The 14,960-nt window shown below is 72.6% G+C and carries 12 protein-coding genes; 6 read left to right on the forward strand and 6 right to left on the reverse strand.

Annotated features, from left to right (window positions below; genetic code table 11):
- Positions 1–29: 29 nt before the first annotated feature.
- On the reverse strand, positions 30–977 hold the full coding sequence (locus ACFHWY_RS09930; protein ID WP_416579827.1) for a hypothetical protein: 948 nt from the start codon (positions 975–977) through the stop codon (positions 30–32).
- A 146-nt stretch (positions 978–1,123) separates the two neighbouring features.
- On the opposite strand from ACFHWY_RS09930, the gene npdG reads away from it, so the two are divergent.
- Positions 1,124–1,822, forward strand: coding sequence for an NADPH-dependent F420 reductase (gene npdG / locus ACFHWY_RS09935; protein ID WP_416579828.1), 699 nt, complete (start codon positions 1,124–1,126; stop codon positions 1,820–1,822).
- 123 nt (positions 1,823–1,945) lie between these two features.
- Here npdG and ACFHWY_RS09940 read toward each other — a convergent pair whose 3' ends face one another.
- The 3 genes from ACFHWY_RS09940 to ACFHWY_RS09950 form a co-directional block, all read right to left on the reverse strand.
- Complete coding sequence (locus ACFHWY_RS09940) at positions 1,946–2,446, reverse strand: hypothetical protein (RefSeq protein WP_416579829.1); 501 nt, start codon at positions 2,444–2,446, stop codon at positions 1,946–1,948.
- Positions 2,447–2,785: 339 nt separating this feature from the next.
- Positions 2,786–3,631 carry a 3-methyl-2-oxobutanoate hydroxymethyltransferase gene (panB, locus tag ACFHWY_RS09945; RefSeq protein WP_416579830.1) on the reverse strand — a complete coding sequence of 282 codons (846 nt, stop codon included), beginning with the start codon at positions 3,629–3,631 and terminating at the stop codon, positions 2,786–2,788.
- 115 nt (positions 3,632–3,746) lie between these two features.
- The gene (locus ACFHWY_RS09950) at positions 3,747–5,528 is read right to left on the reverse strand and encodes an NAD+ synthase (RefSeq protein ID WP_416579831.1); all 1,782 of its coding nucleotides are present in this window, start codon (positions 5,526–5,528) and stop codon (positions 3,747–3,749) included.
- Between the two features lie 202 nt (positions 5,529–5,730).
- Between ACFHWY_RS09950 and glnA the strand changes: the two genes are divergently transcribed.
- Both glnA and ACFHWY_RS09960 read left to right on the forward strand, forming a co-directional pair.
- Positions 5,731–7,080 (forward strand): type I glutamate--ammonia ligase, encoded by a 1,350-nt coding sequence (gene glnA / locus ACFHWY_RS09955; RefSeq protein WP_416579832.1) that lies wholly within the window; start codon positions 5,731–5,733, stop codon positions 7,078–7,080.
- An 89-nt stretch (positions 7,081–7,169) separates the two neighbouring features.
- The gene (locus ACFHWY_RS09960; protein ID WP_416579833.1) at positions 7,170–7,595 is read left to right on the forward strand and encodes a DUF350 domain-containing protein; all 426 of its coding nucleotides are present in this window, start codon (positions 7,170–7,172) and stop codon (positions 7,593–7,595) included.
- A gap of 129 nt (positions 7,596–7,724) precedes the next feature.
- Here the strand turns inward: ACFHWY_RS09960 and ACFHWY_RS09965 are convergent, their stop codons facing one another.
- The gene (locus tag ACFHWY_RS09965; protein ID WP_416579834.1) at positions 7,725–8,213 is read right to left on the reverse strand and encodes a hypothetical protein; all 489 of its coding nucleotides are present in this window, start codon (positions 8,211–8,213) and stop codon (positions 7,725–7,727) included.
- 210 nt (positions 8,214–8,423) lie between these two features.
- Entirely contained in the window at positions 8,424–9,299 is an 876-nt protein-coding gene (locus ACFHWY_RS09970) for a S66 peptidase family protein (protein ID WP_416579940.1), read from the reverse strand.
- Positions 9,300–9,425: 126 nt separating this feature from the next.
- On the opposite strand from ACFHWY_RS09970, the gene ACFHWY_RS09975 reads away from it, so the two are divergent.
- The 3 genes from ACFHWY_RS09975 (at position 9,426) to ACFHWY_RS09985 (ending at position 14,916) form a co-directional block, all read left to right on the forward strand.
- Complete coding sequence (locus tag ACFHWY_RS09975; protein WP_416579835.1) at positions 9,426–10,193, forward strand: type 1 glutamine amidotransferase; 768 nt, start codon at positions 9,426–9,428, stop codon at positions 10,191–10,193.
- Positions 10,193–13,219 (forward strand): bifunctional [glutamine synthetase] adenylyltransferase/[glutamine synthetase]-adenylyl-L-tyrosine phosphorylase, encoded by a 3,027-nt coding sequence (locus ACFHWY_RS09980; protein WP_416579836.1) that lies wholly within the window; start codon positions 10,193–10,195, stop codon positions 13,217–13,219. Before ACFHWY_RS09975 ends, ACFHWY_RS09980 begins: the two co-directional genes overlap by 1 nt.
- Before the next feature lie 77 nt (positions 13,220–13,296).
- Entirely contained in the window at positions 13,297–14,916 is a 1,620-nt protein-coding gene (locus ACFHWY_RS09985) for a hypothetical protein (protein ID WP_416579837.1), read from the forward strand.
- Positions 14,917–14,960: the final 44 nt, after the last annotated feature.

Here is a 14,960-nt window from a genome sequence, read left to right on the forward strand (position 1 = left end):
CCCATGAGCGACAGCGGACGCGGACACCACTACTGGTGTACGCGGCACCACCGGGTCGAGACCGATGCCGACGTGTGCCCTGCCCGGCATGTTCTTGGACCGTACGACTCGGCTGCCGACGCGGAGAACGCCCTGCAACAGGTGCGGGAGCGTAACGAGGCGTGGGAGGCCGAGGACGCCCGCTGGACAGGGGAGGAGAAGTAGACGGCGCGGGACGCCTCCCGCGTCGAGGTACTGCGTGCGTCGCGAAGGCGGCAGCACGTCCCCAAGGAGGGAACCGAGATGGCCGAAGCACAACAGGCCACCCGCCCGGCAGCTAAGCGTACGTCCGCGAGGAAGACCGCCGCGACGGAACGCACCGCGGGCCTCGCCCGTAACCAGTCCACCCGTCGCGGGAGCGGCACCGCGCCCACGTCCGGGGCCAGTTCGTCGGCGCGCAGGACGATCGCGGCCACGGCACCGGCGAAGAAGACCGTGTCGGCGAAGGCCGCACCCGCGAGGAAGAGCGCCGCGAAGGCCGCGTCCGCCAAGAAGACCGCCTCGACGTCGCCGCGGACCGTGAGCGGCGCGCGTAAGATCGCGGCATCGGCGAAACGGACGCCCGCGAAGAAGACGGCGACCGCGCGGACCACGGCGACGAAGGCTCCCGCCCGTAGGGCCGCCCCGGCCCGCAAGGCAGCCCCCGGGAAGAAGGCGAGTTCGGCGGTGCAGAAGGCGTCGGCGCGGAGGACCACTACGGCGACGGCGGCGAAGGCACCAGCGAAGAAGGCGGCGGCCCGCAAGACCACCTCGGCGGCATCCCGGACCCCGGCGCGCACGACGGCGACGGCGAAGAAGGCTCCGGCCAAGAAGACCCCAGCGAAGAATGCCCCGGCCAGGAAGACGGCCGCGAAGAAGGCTGTGGCGAAGAGGTCGCCCGCGAAGAAGGCGGTTCCCAGGAGCGCCGGACGCGCGGCGTCAGCCGGGCGCTCCGGCACCGCGCGGAAGGCGGCCGGCTGACCGGTCCGCCGTGAGCTGGGTCTGCCCGGTCGAGCTGAACCGTCCGGACCGCCGGCCCGGCCAGCGGGGATTGTCACAGCGCCGGCCGCTGCTGCCGGGCGGCGGGTTTGGCAGGATGACGACCATGGCATACGACGCGAGCACCCTGCCCGACGTTTCCGGGCTCACCGTCGGCATCATCGGTGGTACCGGCGACCAGGGCCGGGGGCTCGCCTACCGGTTCGTCCGGTCGGGCCTCGCGGTGCTGATCGGGTCCCGTTCCGCGCAGCGGGCGGCCGAGTCGGCCGCCGAGATCGCCGCCCTGCCTGGCGTGCCGTCCGCTGGCAGCGTCACCGGGGCCGACAACGACGAGGTGGCCCGCCGCAGTGACGTGGTGATCATCGCGGTGCCCTGGGACGGGCACGCCGCCACCGTCGGTGCCCTCGCCGAACCACTCGCAGGCAAGATCGTCGTGGACTGCGTCAACCCCCTGGGCTTCGACAAGCAGGGCCCGTACGCCCTGCCGGTGCCTGAGGGCAGCGCCGTTCAGCAGGCCGCCGCGCTGCTGCCCGACTCCCGGGTTTGCGCGGCGTTCAACCACGTCAGCGCCCCGCTGCTGGCCGACCCTGAGATCGACCGGATCGAGCTGGACGTGCTGATCTGCACCGAGGAGCGGGAGCTGGTCGGCACAGTCGGCGCGCTCGCCGCCCGCATCCCGGGCATGCGGGGCCTCTACGCCGGGCGGCTGCGCAACGCCCATCAGATCGAGGCGTTCACCGCCAACCTGATCGCCATCAACAAGCGCTACAAGGCGCACGCCGGGATCCGCGTCACCGACCTCTGAGATGCCCTTGCCCACCCGGCCGTCTCGTGGCCCGGACGGTTGCGGCCCGCCGGCGCGGATTCGCTGCGTCCGCCCGCCGCGGGCGACGTGCCGGTGGAGGGCAACCCTCGTGAGAAAGACGGATCAGAAGGTGGCGTCGACGCCGGTCGTCTTGCAGGCGGCGCTAAGGTCCACGCCGGCCTTCTCGAAGGCCGGGTTGTCGGCGGCCGTTGCCGGATCCGGGGCTGCCGCCGCCCGCCCGGCCTCGGTGCCGAACTTGCCCAGCGCGGCGGCGACCTTGCTGTCGCCGGTGCCGGTGGCGGCCAGCGTCACCAGTTTCTCCTCCAGCCCGCCGAGGATCTCCTTGAACAGGGCCGGCGACGGGTCGTCACCGGCCTTGACGGCCTCGACGAGGGCGTTCCTCATCTCCTGACTGGTCTCCTTCGCCGACTCGCAGAGCTTCTTGTCGCCCACTACGTCCGCCGCCGTGGCCGTCGACGGCGCCGCGGTGGCGGGGGCAGCCGCGGTGGTGGTCGAGGCGGTCGACGGCGAGGATTCGGCGGTGCCGTCCTCGTCGCCGCAGGCGGTCAGCGCGAGCAGCACGGCGCAGGCCAACGGAAAAAAGGAGGTACGAAATCGATTCACGAGTGAGGATCCTAGTGGCCTGCCCGGAATCTCGCTCGCCCTGCTGGGCGTCCAGGCGCGGCAACCACTGGTAACCGAGGATCTGGCCAAGCGCCAGGACCAGGACGCCGATCAGGAGTGTCGCGAGCCGGCCGAGGGCGGGACCCAGAGGAGCACGGGTGCTCCCGGGCAGCCACCACAACAGCCCGGGGCCGGGCCGTAGCGCACTCCACCAGCGCCAGCTTCGTCCGGCTGGTCCGGCTGGCGGGTCCACGCTCACGACCATGTTGCCTGAGCGCATGTCCAGTCGACACCTGGTACCCGCCGCCGGGGACGGCCAGCGGCGGGTACCAGGTGGACTCAGAAGGTGTGTTCGGCGGTAGGGAACTCGCCGCCACGCACGTCCTCGGCGAAGCGGCGGGTCGCCTCGCCGAGCACCTCGGCCAGGTCGGCGTAACGCTTGACGAAACGCGGCGTCCTGCCGGCACGCAGGCCCGCCATGTCCTGCCAGACCAGCACCTGGGCGTCGGTCTGCGGGCCGGCTCCGATGCCGACGGTCGGGATCGGCAGCTCGGTGGTGACCCGCTTGGCGACGTCGCCGGGCACCATCTCGAGCACCACCGCGAAGGCGCCCGCCTCGGCCACCGCCCGCGCGTCGGCCAGCACCTCGTCGGCGGCCTCGCCACGGCCCTGCACCCGGTAGCCGCCGATCGTGTGCTCACGCTGCGGGGTGAAACCGATGTGCGCCATGACCGGGATGCCGGCGCCGACGATCGCCTCGATCTGCGCGGCGCAGCGCTGGCCACCCTCCAGTTTCACGGCGTGACAACCGCCCTCCTTCATGAACCGGACGGCGGTGCGCAGCGCCTGCGTCGGACCCTCCTCGTATGAGCCGAACGGCAGATCGCCGACGACCAACGCCTGCCGGGTGGCGCGGACGACCGCCCGCACCAGCGGCAGCAGCTCCTCGGCGGTCACCGGCAGGGTCGTCTCGTAGCCGAACACGTTGTTCGCCGCCGAGTCGCCCACCAGCAGCACCGGTATCCCGGCTGCGTCGAAGATCGAGGCCGTGTACTGGTCGTACGAGGTGAGCATCGACCACTTTTCGCCGCGCTCCTTGGCGGCGAGCAGGTCGCGGGTGCGGATCCGGCGGGTGGCGGGACCGCCGTACAGGGCGGTCACCTCGGCCGGAGTGGAGTCCCGCATGGCTTCTCCTTCCTCGAGGCCGCGTACGCGGTCCCCGGGTTATGCCGCGATCGTCGCACCGGCGGCCCCGCTGGCGGCAGGGTGCAGTGCAGGATGTCACTGCAGCGGAGGTGGGTCAGCCGTGCTCGCGCCACCGGTTGGTGATCGGCAGCCGCCGGTCCCGACCGAACGCCTTCATGGATATCTTCGTACCCGGCGCGGACTGGCGGCGCTTGTACTCGGCGGTATCCACCATCCGCAGCACCTTGTCCACCACGGCCGGGTCGTGGCCGGAGGCGACCAGACCCTCACGGCCGAGATCGCCGTCGATGTAGCCGATCAGAATCGGGTCCAGCACGTCGTAGTCCGGCAGCGAGTCGCTGTCGAGCTGGCCCGGGCTCAACTCGGCGCTGGGCGGCTTGCCGATCGAGTTCTCCGGGATCGGTGGCGTCCCACCCGACCGTTTCGCTTCGGCGTTACGCCACTTGGCGAGCCGCCAGACCAGCGTCTTCCACACGTCCTTGATCGGGTTGTAGCCGCCGACCGAGTCGCCGTACAGAGTCGAGTAGCCGACCGCCAGTTCGCTCTTGTTGCCAGTGGTCAGCACCAGGTGCCCCTCCTGGTTCGACAGGGCCATCAGGATGACGCCGCGTACCCGGGCCTGAAGGTTCTCCACCGCCACCCCGGACAGCGACATGTTCGCCAGGAAGGTGTCGACCATCGGTTGGATCGGCTCGACCCGGTAGTCCAGGCCGGTGCGTTTGGCCAGGTCGGCCGCGTCGGAGCGGCTGTGTTCCGAGGAGTGCTGGCTGGGCAGGGAAACCCCCACCACCCGTCCACCGCCGAGCGCGTCCACCGCGATGGCCGCGACCACCGCCGAGTCGATGCCGCCGGAGAGCCCGAGCACCACCGAGGGAAACCCGTTCTTGTCGACGTAGTCGCGCAGCCCGAGCACCAGCGCCTGCCACACCTCGGCCTCGTCGGCGACCGGCTCGATGATTCCGCCGGTGGCCACCGGACCGGCCGAGATCGGGCCGGTCGGCGCCGGCAGCGCGCCCTCGACGGCACGGCGCACCACCCGCAACCCCTCGGCAGGCTCCACCCCGTCGGCCGCCGTGCCGCTCTCTGCTGCGGCGGGCAGATCCACGTCGTGCACGAGCAGGTGCTCGACGAACTGCGGTGCCCGGGCCAGCAGTGTCCCGTCCGCCTCCACGATCATCGAGTCACCCTCGAAGACCAACTCGTCCTGTCCGCCGGTCATGTTGACGTAGGCGATGGTGGCCCCGGCCTCGGCGGCCCGCCGGCGTACCACCGGCAGGCGCAGGTCGTCCTTGTTCAACTCGTACGGCGAGCCGTTGATGTTGACCACCAGCCCCACGCCGGCTCGCCGGGCTGCGGCGAACGGGCCGCCGGCCTGCCACAGGTCCTCGCAGATGGTCAACGCCACGTCCACGCCACCTAGGCGGACCACGGTGAGCATGTCGCCCGGCACGAAGTAGCGGTCCTCGTCGAAGACGCCGTAGTTGGGCAGATGGTGCTTGAAGTAGGTGGCGACGATCTCGCCCCGGTGCAGCAGCGCGGCGGCGTTGCGCGCCCCTCGGCCCGGCTCGGCGTCTGCGCTGACCTGCGGCGGACCGTCGGCGTCCAGGTAGCCGACCAGGACCGGCAGCTCACCCAGCCGGTCGGCGGCGAGATCGCGGGCGAGCTGTTCGAGCGCCGCCTTCGACGCGGCGACGAAGGACCGCCGGAAGACCAGGTCCTCCACCGGATATCCGGTCAGCATCATCTCCGGGAACAGGACCAGCTGGGCACCGGAGCCGGCGGCCCGGCGGGCCCAGGTACGCACGGTGCGGGCGTTGCCGGTGAGGTCGCCGACGCGGGGGTTGACCTGGCACAGGGCGAGACGCAGGGTGGTCATGCCCCAATCTTGCCCCAGCCGTGCGGGCTCGACACGCGGGCGTGGGCGGCGGCGGGCCGTGACGCGACCGACGGTCGGGACTGGACGGGACGCGACGGCGCCGGTTCGGTTAACGTCTGCGTAATCGGGTCGGTGGAGACTGGTCGGTCAGGTCGGGCGAAGCCCGGTCGAAGGCGGACAAGAGTCGCGGAAGGTTGGGGCAGTGGACCGTCAGCAGGAGTTCGTCCTCCGTACGCTGGAAGAGCGGGACATCCGCTTCGTCCGGCTCTGGTTCACCGATGTGCTCGGCACGCTCAAGAGCGTGTCCGTCGCCCCTGCCGAGCTGGAGGCGGCCTTCGAGGAGGGCATCGGATTCGACGGCTCGGCGATCGAGGGCTTCGCCCGGGTCTTCGAGTCGGACATGGTCGCCATGCCCGACCCGACCACCTTTCAGGTCTTCCCCTTCGAGGGCGGGGTCAGCGGCGAGAGCGCCCGGATGTTCTGCGACATCCTGCTGCCCGACGGCGGGCCCTCCTGGGCCGATCCCCGGCACGTGCTGCGCCGGGCCCTGTCCCGGGCGGCCGAGAAGGGCTTCACCTTCTACACCCACCCCGAGATCGAGTTCTTCCTGCTGGAGAACGGGCCGCTGGACGGCACGGTGCCGGTGCCGGTGGACACCGGCGGCTACTTCGAGCACACCACCCACGCGGTGGCGCGGGACTTCCGCCGCCAGGCGGTGCTGTCGCTGGAGCGGATCGGGATATCGGTGGAGTTCAGCCACCACGAGGTCGCCCCCGGCCAGCAGGAGATCGACCTGCGTTACGCCGATGCGCTGACCACCGCCGACAACATCATGACCTTCCGGCACGTGGTGAAGGAGGTGGCGCTCTCCACCGGTGTGCAGGCCACCTTCATGCCCAAGCCCTTCACCGACCAGCCGGGCAGCGGGATGCACACCCACCTGTCGCTCTTCGAGGGAGAACGCAACGCGTTCCACGACGCCAGCGACCCGATGAAGCTCTCCAAGGTGGCCCGGGCGTTCATCGCCGGACTGCTGACCCACGCGCGGGAGTACACCGCGGTCACCAACCAGTGGGTCAACTCGTACAAGCGACTCTTCCCGCAGGCCCTGCCGGACCGGGTCACGGAGAGCCCGGCGTACGTCTGCTGGGGGCACCTGAACCGCTCCGCGCTGGTCCGCGTCCCGGCGTACGGCAAGCCGAACTCGGCCCGGGTGGAGGTCCGTTCGCCCGACTCGGCGGCCAATCCGTACCTGACGTTCGCGGTGCTGCTCGGTGCCGGGATGAAGGGCATCGAGGAGGGGTACGAGCTGCCGCCGGGCGCCGAGGACGACGTGTGGGCGCTGACCAGCGCCGAGCGGCGGGCGATGGGGTACGAGCCACTGCCGGAGAACCTCGCCGAGGCCATCGACGTGATGGCCGGCTCGGAACTGGTCGCCGAGGTGCTCGGCGAGCACGTCTTCGACTTCTTCCTGCGCAACAAGCGCGCCGAGTGGGAGCAGTACCGCCGCGAGGTCACCCCGTACGAGCGCCAGCGGTACCTGTCGCTGTAGCCGCCGGGCTGTCCCGCGTTGCGTGGTGCCGCTATCGTCTCGATCACCGTGCCGGCACCCGCCGGACGGAGATGGTCGGGAGGCAGCCGGTGCTGGAGGATCTGCTCAGCGGAGCCTGGCAGAGCGTGGTGTTCGGGGTCGTCGGGGTCGGCCTGATGGCGGCCGGCTTCGTGCTGGTCGACCTGCTCACCCCAGGTAGACTGCGGGACCTCATCTGGGTACGCCGCAACGCCAACGCCGGCCTGTTGCTCGCCGCCAACCAGCTCGGTGTCGCCGGCATCGTCTTCACCGCGATCCTGACCAGCTACAGCGACTTCGCCAAGGGCCTGGCCTCGACGGTGATCTTCGGGCTGATCGGTCTCGGCATCATGGCGTTGGCCTTCTTCGTGCTGGACCTGATCACCCCGGGCAAGCTCGGTGAGGTCGTCTGCTCCGACGAGCCGCACCCGGTTGCCCGGGTCAGCGCCGCCAGCCACTTCGGTGCCGCGCTGATCGTCTGCGCCTGCATCGCCTGAGTCACGCGAACTGCGTGCCTGATCCACCCCGTGCCGCTGGTATGGCGGTGTCGTCGTGGCGCGGACACCGCCATACCAGCGTTGCGGGGCCGACCGTGACCGAGTGCCGTGCGGCACTCGGCCCGCGGGTCAGTCGTCGGTGGGGCCGTGACCGCCCGGGGAGCCCGGGCCGCCGAGGACACCGGCCTCGACGGCGGCGGTGATGGCGTCGGCCTGCTCCTGGGTGAGCTTGCCGTCCTCGACCGCCTGCGCGAGCCGCTCGGCCCGCATTTCCGTGCGGTCACCGGGCCGACCCTCGTCGTCGCCGCGACCCGGGTGTCCCTTGCGGCCCTCGCCGCCCGGCCGATCCGCCGGACGGTGCTGCTCCCGCAGCTTCTCCAGCGCCTCGGTGACCCTCTCGGCCGGTACGCCCAACTCCTCGGCCAGCGCCTCGGCGAACGCCGCGCCGCGACCCGGCCGCTCGCCGTCGGCCTTGCCGCCCTGCTGCGCCTCGGCGCTGGCGCTCGGGGTGTTCCGGTCGTCGGCGAGCGCCACGGTGGGGGCGGCGATCCCTGCGCCGAGCACGCCAGCGGCCGCCAGCCCGGCCAGCAGATGCTTCTTCGAGATGTTGCGGGACATCTGTCCTCCAACTCGTCGGTGATGCGATGACATCACCGACAGTGACCATCTCGGCTAAGCGTGGCCCGTGGCGACGCTGTCAGCGGGCTGGCAATCCCCGCCCCGATCCGGATGAACCGGCAGTTCCGGCGAAACCGGGCAGGTTGGCGGCGGCCCCGGTCGCGGCCGGGGTCCCACGCGGGCGGGTGCCCGGCCCCGACGGCCGAGCGGTCAGCGGACGGCGGGGGAGACCGTGAGCCTGCCGGCGTCGGCGTCGAGGGTGGCCAGGGTGCCGACCGGCACCGTGAGCTGGCCGGGGCCGTGGCCGATCGGCAGGCCGCCCAGCACCGGTACGCCCAGGTCACCTAGACGTTCGGCAAGCACGTCGGCGACGCCGGTGTCCCAGCCGTCGGCGCAGTCGGTGAACTGGCCCACCGCCACCCCGGCGAGCCTGTCCAGCGCGCCCGCCCGGCGCAGCTGGGTGAGCATCCGGTCAACCTTGTACGGCGGCTCCTGCACATCCTCCAGCAGCAGCACCGCCCCGGTCAGGTCGGGCAGGTCCGGGGTACCCACCGAGGCCACCACCAGGCAGAGATTGCCGCCCAGCAGGCGACCCACCGTCCGGCCCGGTGTGCGTACGCCGAAGGTCTCCTCGCCTTCTACGGCACGGACGGTCACCGGCTCGGTGGTGGTCAGCGCCGCGTGCAGGGACTCCGCCGAGGACAGCGGCGTGCGCTCGTCCCGCCAGGCCGCGCCCGGCCCGTGCACGCCGGCCAGCCGGGCACCTCGCCAGAGCGCCAACTGCAGTGCGGTGATGTCGGAGAAACCGGCCACAACCTTGGGATCGTGGCGCACCAGGTCCATGTCGATCGAGTCCACCACCCGCTGCGCGCCGTAGCCGCCGCGGATGCAGATCACGCCCCGCACCCGCGGATCACCGAAGGCGGTGTTCAGGTCGGCCGCCCGCAGCGCGTCCGAGCCGGCCAGATAGCCCTGCCGGGCGTAAGCGTGGGGCGCCAGTACCGGCCGCAGCCCCCAGCCGGTGAGCAGCTCGACTCCCCGGGCGACCCGCTCCGGCCGGGTCGGCCCGGAGGGCGACACCAGCATCACCGTGTCGCCGGGGCGCAGCGCCGGTGGGCGTACGACGTCGTCGGGTGTGGTGGGTGCGGACACAGCGGCAGAGCCTAGTCCCGCGCGCCGCCCCTGTCGGCGAGACCGGATAGCCTCGACGGCGTGGCAACCGCGTTGGTGATCGAGAACGACCCGACCGACGACTCGCGTCGGCTGGGGGAGTGGCTGACCGAGGCCGGACTGGAGCTGTCGGTGGTCCGCCCGCACGCGGGCGACCCGCTCCCCGCCGACCTCGACGGGAACGCCGCCCTGGTGGTGCTCGGCGGCGACCAGCACGCCTGTCCGCAGCCCGACGGAGCGCCGGGGACGACCTGGTTCCCGGCCGTGGAGGGGCTGCTCCGCAAGGCCGTCCGGTACCGGGTGCCGACCCTGGGTGTCTGTCTCGGCGCGCAGCTGCTCGCCACCGCCCACGCCGGCACCGTGGCGCGCAGCCCGTCCGGTCCGGAGGTCGGCCCCGCCGTCGTCGGCAGACGCGACGCCGCCGAGACCGATCCGCTCTTCCGGTACGTCCCGTTGATCCCCGACGTGCTCCAGTGGCACGCCGACGAGATCACCGAGCTGCCCGTCGGCGCCACCCTGTTGGCCGCCTCCACCCGCTATCCGCACCAGGCGTTCCGGCTCGGCGACCGGGCCTGGGGGTTGCAGTTCCACATCGAGTGCGACACCGGGATGATCGCCGAGTGGGCGACCGACTCGGCTCTGCTGGCCGAGCTGGGCTACGACCCGCAACTGGTGATCTCCGCGTGTCACGCGGTGATGGCCGACGTCGAGGAGGTCTGGCAGCCGTTCGCCGCACGGTTCGCCGCCCTGGCCCTCGGCGAGCTGGACGACGGCGGGTCGCGGCGCAGCCTGCCGCTGCTCGGGCACTGATGGGCCGGCCGACCAGGGCCAACGGCCGGCTCGCCCGCTACGGCTTCGGCGTCGTCGACGACACCGCGGTCGCCCGGGCCGCCGACCTGCTCGGGCCGGACGGGCTCGACCTGTGGCGAGCGGAACAGCAGGAACCCACCGACGAGCGGGCCCAGGAGCTGCTCACCGCGCTGTCCCGGGCCGCCGACCCGGATCTGGCCCTGCGCCAGCTGCACCGCCTGGCCGAGGCCGAGCAACGCACGGCAGCGGCCCGGAACCGCGGCAACGGTACGGACTCGGCGGTGCTCGCCGCCCTGCACGACGACCCCGGGCTGCGCCGCCGGCTGATCGCCGTGCTCGGCGCGTCGTCGGCGCTGGGCGACCACCTCGTCGCCAACCCCGAACAGTGGCCGGTGCTGAGTACCGAGCGCGACGGGCTGGCCCCCGCCGCCAACGGACACCTGGATGTCACCGCCGCCGGCAGTCCCGTCGTGGTGTTGCGTCTGGCGTACCGCATGGCGCTGCTGCGGATCGCGGCGGCCGACCTGACCGGCGGTCGCGGCCTGGAGCAGACCATGGCCGCGCTCTCCGCGCTGGCCGACGCCACCCTGTCCGCGGCGTACACGATCGCGCTCGCCGAGCTGCCCGAGGGCACCCGGGAGCCCCGGCTGGCCGTGGTCGCGATGGGCAAGTGTGGCGGCGGCGAACTCAACTACGTCTCCGACGTGGACGTGATCTTCGTGGCGGCCGAGGACGAAGACCTGACCGCCGCCACCACGGTGGCCACCCGGCTGATCCACATCTGCGGGCTGGTCGCCTGGCCGGTCGACGCCGCGCTGCGGCCCGAGGGCAACCGGGGACCGTTGGTGCGGACCATGGCCAGCCATCTGGCGTACTACCGGCGGTGGGCCCGTACCTGGGAGTTCCAGGCGCTGCTCAAGGCCCGCCCCGCCGCCGGTGACCTGGCGCTCGGCCAGGAGTGGATCGATGCGCTGGCGCCGTTGCTCTGGCAGGCCGCCGAGCGCCCGGAGGCGGTCGAGGACGTCCGGGCGATGCGCCGGAGAATCATCGAGAACATCCCGTCCAAGGAGATGGAACGCGAGATCAAGCGCGGCCCCGGCGGCCTGCGCGACATCGAGTTCGCGGTACAACTGCTGCAACTGGTGCACGGCCGGGGCGACGAGGCGCTGCGTGCCCCCGGCACCATCCCAGCCCTGCGGGCGCTGGTCACCGGCGGCTACGTCGGTCGGGCCGACGGGGAGGCGCTGCTGCGCGGCTACCGCTTCCTGCGCGGCGTCGAACACCGCCTGCAACTACAGGGCCTGCGGCGTACCCATACCGTGCCGACCGAGCCGGGGGCGCTGCGCTGGCTGGCGACGTCCCTCGGCTACACCGCCATCCCCGGCCGCAGCGCCGTCGAGGAGTTCCGTGCCGAGTGGGTCACCCACGCCACCGAGGTACGCCGCCTGCACGCCAAACTGCTCTACCGACCGCTGTTGGAGTCGGTGGCCCGGGTACCCGCCGACGGGCTGCGGCTGACCCCGGAGGCGGCCCGCAACCGCCTGGAGATCCTCGGCTTCGCCGACCCGGCCGGCGCGCTGCGTCACCTGCAGGCCCTCACCGGCGGGGTGAGCCGCACGGCCGCCATCCAGCGCACCCTGCTGCCGGTCCTGCTCAGCGAGTTCGCTGACGCTCCCGAGCCCGACCGGGGGCTGCTCAGCTACCGCCAGGTCTCCGACGCCCTCGGCAGCACCCCCTGGTACCTGCGGCTGCTGCGCGACTCCGGGCCGGTGGCCCGCCGGCTGGCCCGGGTGCTCTCCTCCTCCCGGTATGTCGCGGACCTGCTCACCCGGGAGCCGGAGGCGCTGCGCCTGCTGGCCGAGGAGAGCGAGCTGAGTCCACGACCGCGCGAGGTGCTCTGGGACGGGTTCGCCGCCGCCGCGGCCCGGCACACCGACCCGGTCGAGGCGATCCGTGCCGTGCGTGCGCTGCGCCGCCGGGAACTGCTCCGGCTCGCCTGCACCGACGTGCTCAGCCGCGCCGGGTCGCTCGCCCCGTCCCGCCCGGACGGCGCGAGACCGGCGCCCGGCCTGGCCGACATCACGGCGGTCGGCACCGCGCTCTCCGCGGTCACCGACGCGACCCTCGCCGCCGCGCTGCGGACCGCTCGGGCGGCCGCGCCGGCCATGCCCGGACTGAGGTTCGCGGTCGTCGGGGTGGGCCGCCTCGGCGGGTACGAGTCCAACTACCTCTCCGACGCCGATGTGCTCTTCGTCTACGACCCGCCGGCGGGCGTCAGCGAGAGCGAGGCCAGTGCCGCCGCCCACACCGTGGCGGAGGAGCTGCGTCGGCTGCTCGGCATGCCCGCCCCCGATCCGCCGCTGGGCGTCGACGCCGACCTGCGTCCCGAGGGCCGGCAGGGGCCCCTGGTCCGCAGCCTCGCCGCATACCAGCAGTACTACGCCCGCTGGTCGCGGGTGTGGGAGTCGCAGGCGCTGCTGCGGGCCCGGTGCGTCTGCGGCGACGCCGACCTGGGTACCCGGTTCGAGCAGATGGTCGATCCGGTCCGGTACCCGGCCGACGGGCTCACCCGGGAACAGATCATCGAGATCCGCCGGATCAAGGTGCGGGTGGAGACCGAGCGGTTGCCCCGGGGCGCCGACCCGGCCACCCACACCAAGTTGGGACGTGGCGGCCTGGCCGACGTCGAGTGGGCGGTGCAGCTACTGCAACTGCGGCACGCGGGAGCGTACCCGGCGCTGCGCGGCACGCGTACCCTCGACGCGCTCGCCGCCGCTCGGGACGCGGGCCTTGTCGATCCGGCGGACGCCGAGGCGATGACGGCCGGCTGGACGCTTGCCGCGCAGGTCCGCAACGCGCTGATGCTGGTCCGTGGCCGCGCCGGCGACCAACTGCCCCGGCACGGCGTGGAGTTGGCCGGCGTGGTCCGGCTGCTCGGCCGCGACGACCCCGGCGAGTTCCTCGACGAGTACCTGCGCACCGGCCGCCGCTCCCGCGCCGCCACCGAACGCGTCCTGGAGATGTAAGGAAGGGCACCCTGTCACGCCTGTGGTAGAGCAGGGGCCCCTGCTTAACACCCAGGCCCCCGTGGTACGACTGCTCGGTGCCGACATCGACCCATGCTGCCGCCCCGGACATGCACGGCGCCGGGCTCTCGCCAACTGCCGGGGGACCCGGGCGGGCCTATCCCGTGCTCGCAGCCCTGGTGGTGTCGCTGTTGCTGGCCGTCGCGTTCCTGCTGGCTCCGCCGATGGGGACCGACCTCTCCGCGCAGGTGGCCCGCGCGGGCTTCGCTGACCGCAACGCCCTCGCCCCGCTGGACTTCTCGTGGTACGGCGGGGTCAACCAGTTCGGATACAGCCTCTACACCCAGACGCTCGGCGCGTTCCTGGGGGTACGTACGGTCGGCGCGGTCGCGGCGGTCGTCGCCTCCGTGGCGCTGGCGTGGCTGCTTACCGTAACGGGTGCACGCCGGCCGCTGCTCGGTGGCGTGCTGGGTGCGGTGGTACTCGTCGGGAACCTGGCCAGCGGCCGACTCACCTTCGCGGTCGGGCTGATGTGGGCGCTACTCGCGCTTTGTGCGGTGGCCGCGCCCCGAGGGCCGCGTGGGCTGTGGCTCGCGACGGCCGGCCTGGCGGCGGTTCTCGCGACTGCCGCCAGCCCGGTCGCCGGCCTCTTCACCGGCCTGGCCGGAAGCGCGCTGCTGGTCCTCGACATCTGGCGGGAGCGGCGGCCCGGGACCGGTGCCCTGGTGCTCTGCCTGGCGCCGCTGGTGACGGTGGCCCCGATGGCGGTGCTCTTCGGCAACGGCGGTCGGCAGCCGTTCAGCGCGGAGTCGTTGCGGATCAACCTTGCCCTGGCCGTGGTGGTGCTCGCGCTCGTACCGGTCCGGGCGCTGCGGATCGGCGCCGCACTCACCGCGCTGCTTCTGGTCGCGGCCTACCACCTGCCTAGCCCGATCGGATCGAACGCCCTGCGACTGCCGATGCTCTTCGCCCTGCCGCTCCTCGCGGCATTCGTCACGCTGCGTCGGCGGTGGCTGGTCGCGCTGCTCGTTGCGCTGTTCTGGTGGCAGTCCCCGGTGATGACCAACGACATCGCCCGCCGCGGATCGGCGCCGGCACACGTCGCCTTCTACCGGCCGCTGCTGGAGGAGTTGGACCGGCGGGCACCGGTGGGTCGGGTCGAGGTGGTGCCGCTTCGTGACCACTGGGAGAGCGTGTACGTGGCGCAGGTCGTACCGCTGGCCCGCGGCTGGGAGCGCCAGGCCGACGCGGGACGTAACGCCCTGTTCTACGGCGACCGACTCGATGCCGAACGGTACGGCGAATGGCTGCACCGCAACGCCGTCAGCTACGTCGCCGTTGCACCGGACGCGGCACGGGACCGGTACGGGAGGGACGAGGCGACGCTCGTGCTGGCGGGCCAGCCGTACCTGCGGGAGGTCGGTCGACCCGGGCAGTGGCGTCTCTACCAGGTGCTCGGCTCGGAACCACTGGTCTCCCGACCGGCCCGGCTGGTCGAATCGGACGACGCGGGCGTGCGCTTCACGGTCGACGCACCGGCCGATGTCAGCGTCCGCGTCCGCTGGTCCCGCTGGCTGTCGCTCGGTGAGGGGGACGGATGCCTACGCCCCGGCTCGGACGAATGGGCCACGGTGCGGGTCCGTACGCCGGGCACCTTCCAGGTCACCAGCAGCCTGAGGCCGTCCGGCCACTGTTAGGTGCGCATGCCCACCTCCGTATCGCGATCACGGTACTGGCAGCA

The sequence above is a fragment of the Micromonospora sp. LOL_024 genome (assembly GCF_048060415.1).
In the GTDB taxonomy this organism is placed as follows: Bacteria; Actinomycetota; Actinomycetes; order Mycobacteriales; family Micromonosporaceae; genus Micromonospora.

What these genes read in the sequence shown, in the direction of transcription:
- npdG (WP_416579828.1), top strand. Translation starts at nt 1,124, where the DNA reads ATGGCATACGACGCGAGCACCCTGCCCGACGTTTCCGGGCTCACCGTC.
- panB (WP_416579830.1), bottom strand. Translation starts at nt 3,631, where the DNA reads ATGCGGGACTCCACTCCGGCCGAGGTGACCGCCCTGTACGGCGGTCCC.
- ACFHWY_RS09950 (WP_416579831.1), bottom strand. Translation starts at nt 5,528, where the DNA reads ATGACCACCCTGCGTCTCGCCCTGTGCCAGGTCAACCCCCGCGTCGGC.
- ACFHWY_RS09965 (WP_416579834.1), bottom strand. Translation starts at nt 8,213, where the DNA reads ATGTCCCGCAACATCTCGAAGAAGCATCTGCTGGCCGGGCTGGCGGCC.
- ACFHWY_RS09970 (WP_416579940.1), bottom strand. Translation starts at nt 9,299, where the DNA reads ATGCTGGTGTCGCCCTCCGGGCCGACCCGGCCGGAGCGGGTCGCCCGG.
- ACFHWY_RS09980 (WP_416579836.1), top strand. Translation starts at nt 10,193, where the DNA reads ATGGGCCGGCCGACCAGGGCCAACGGCCGGCTCGCCCGCTACGGCTTC.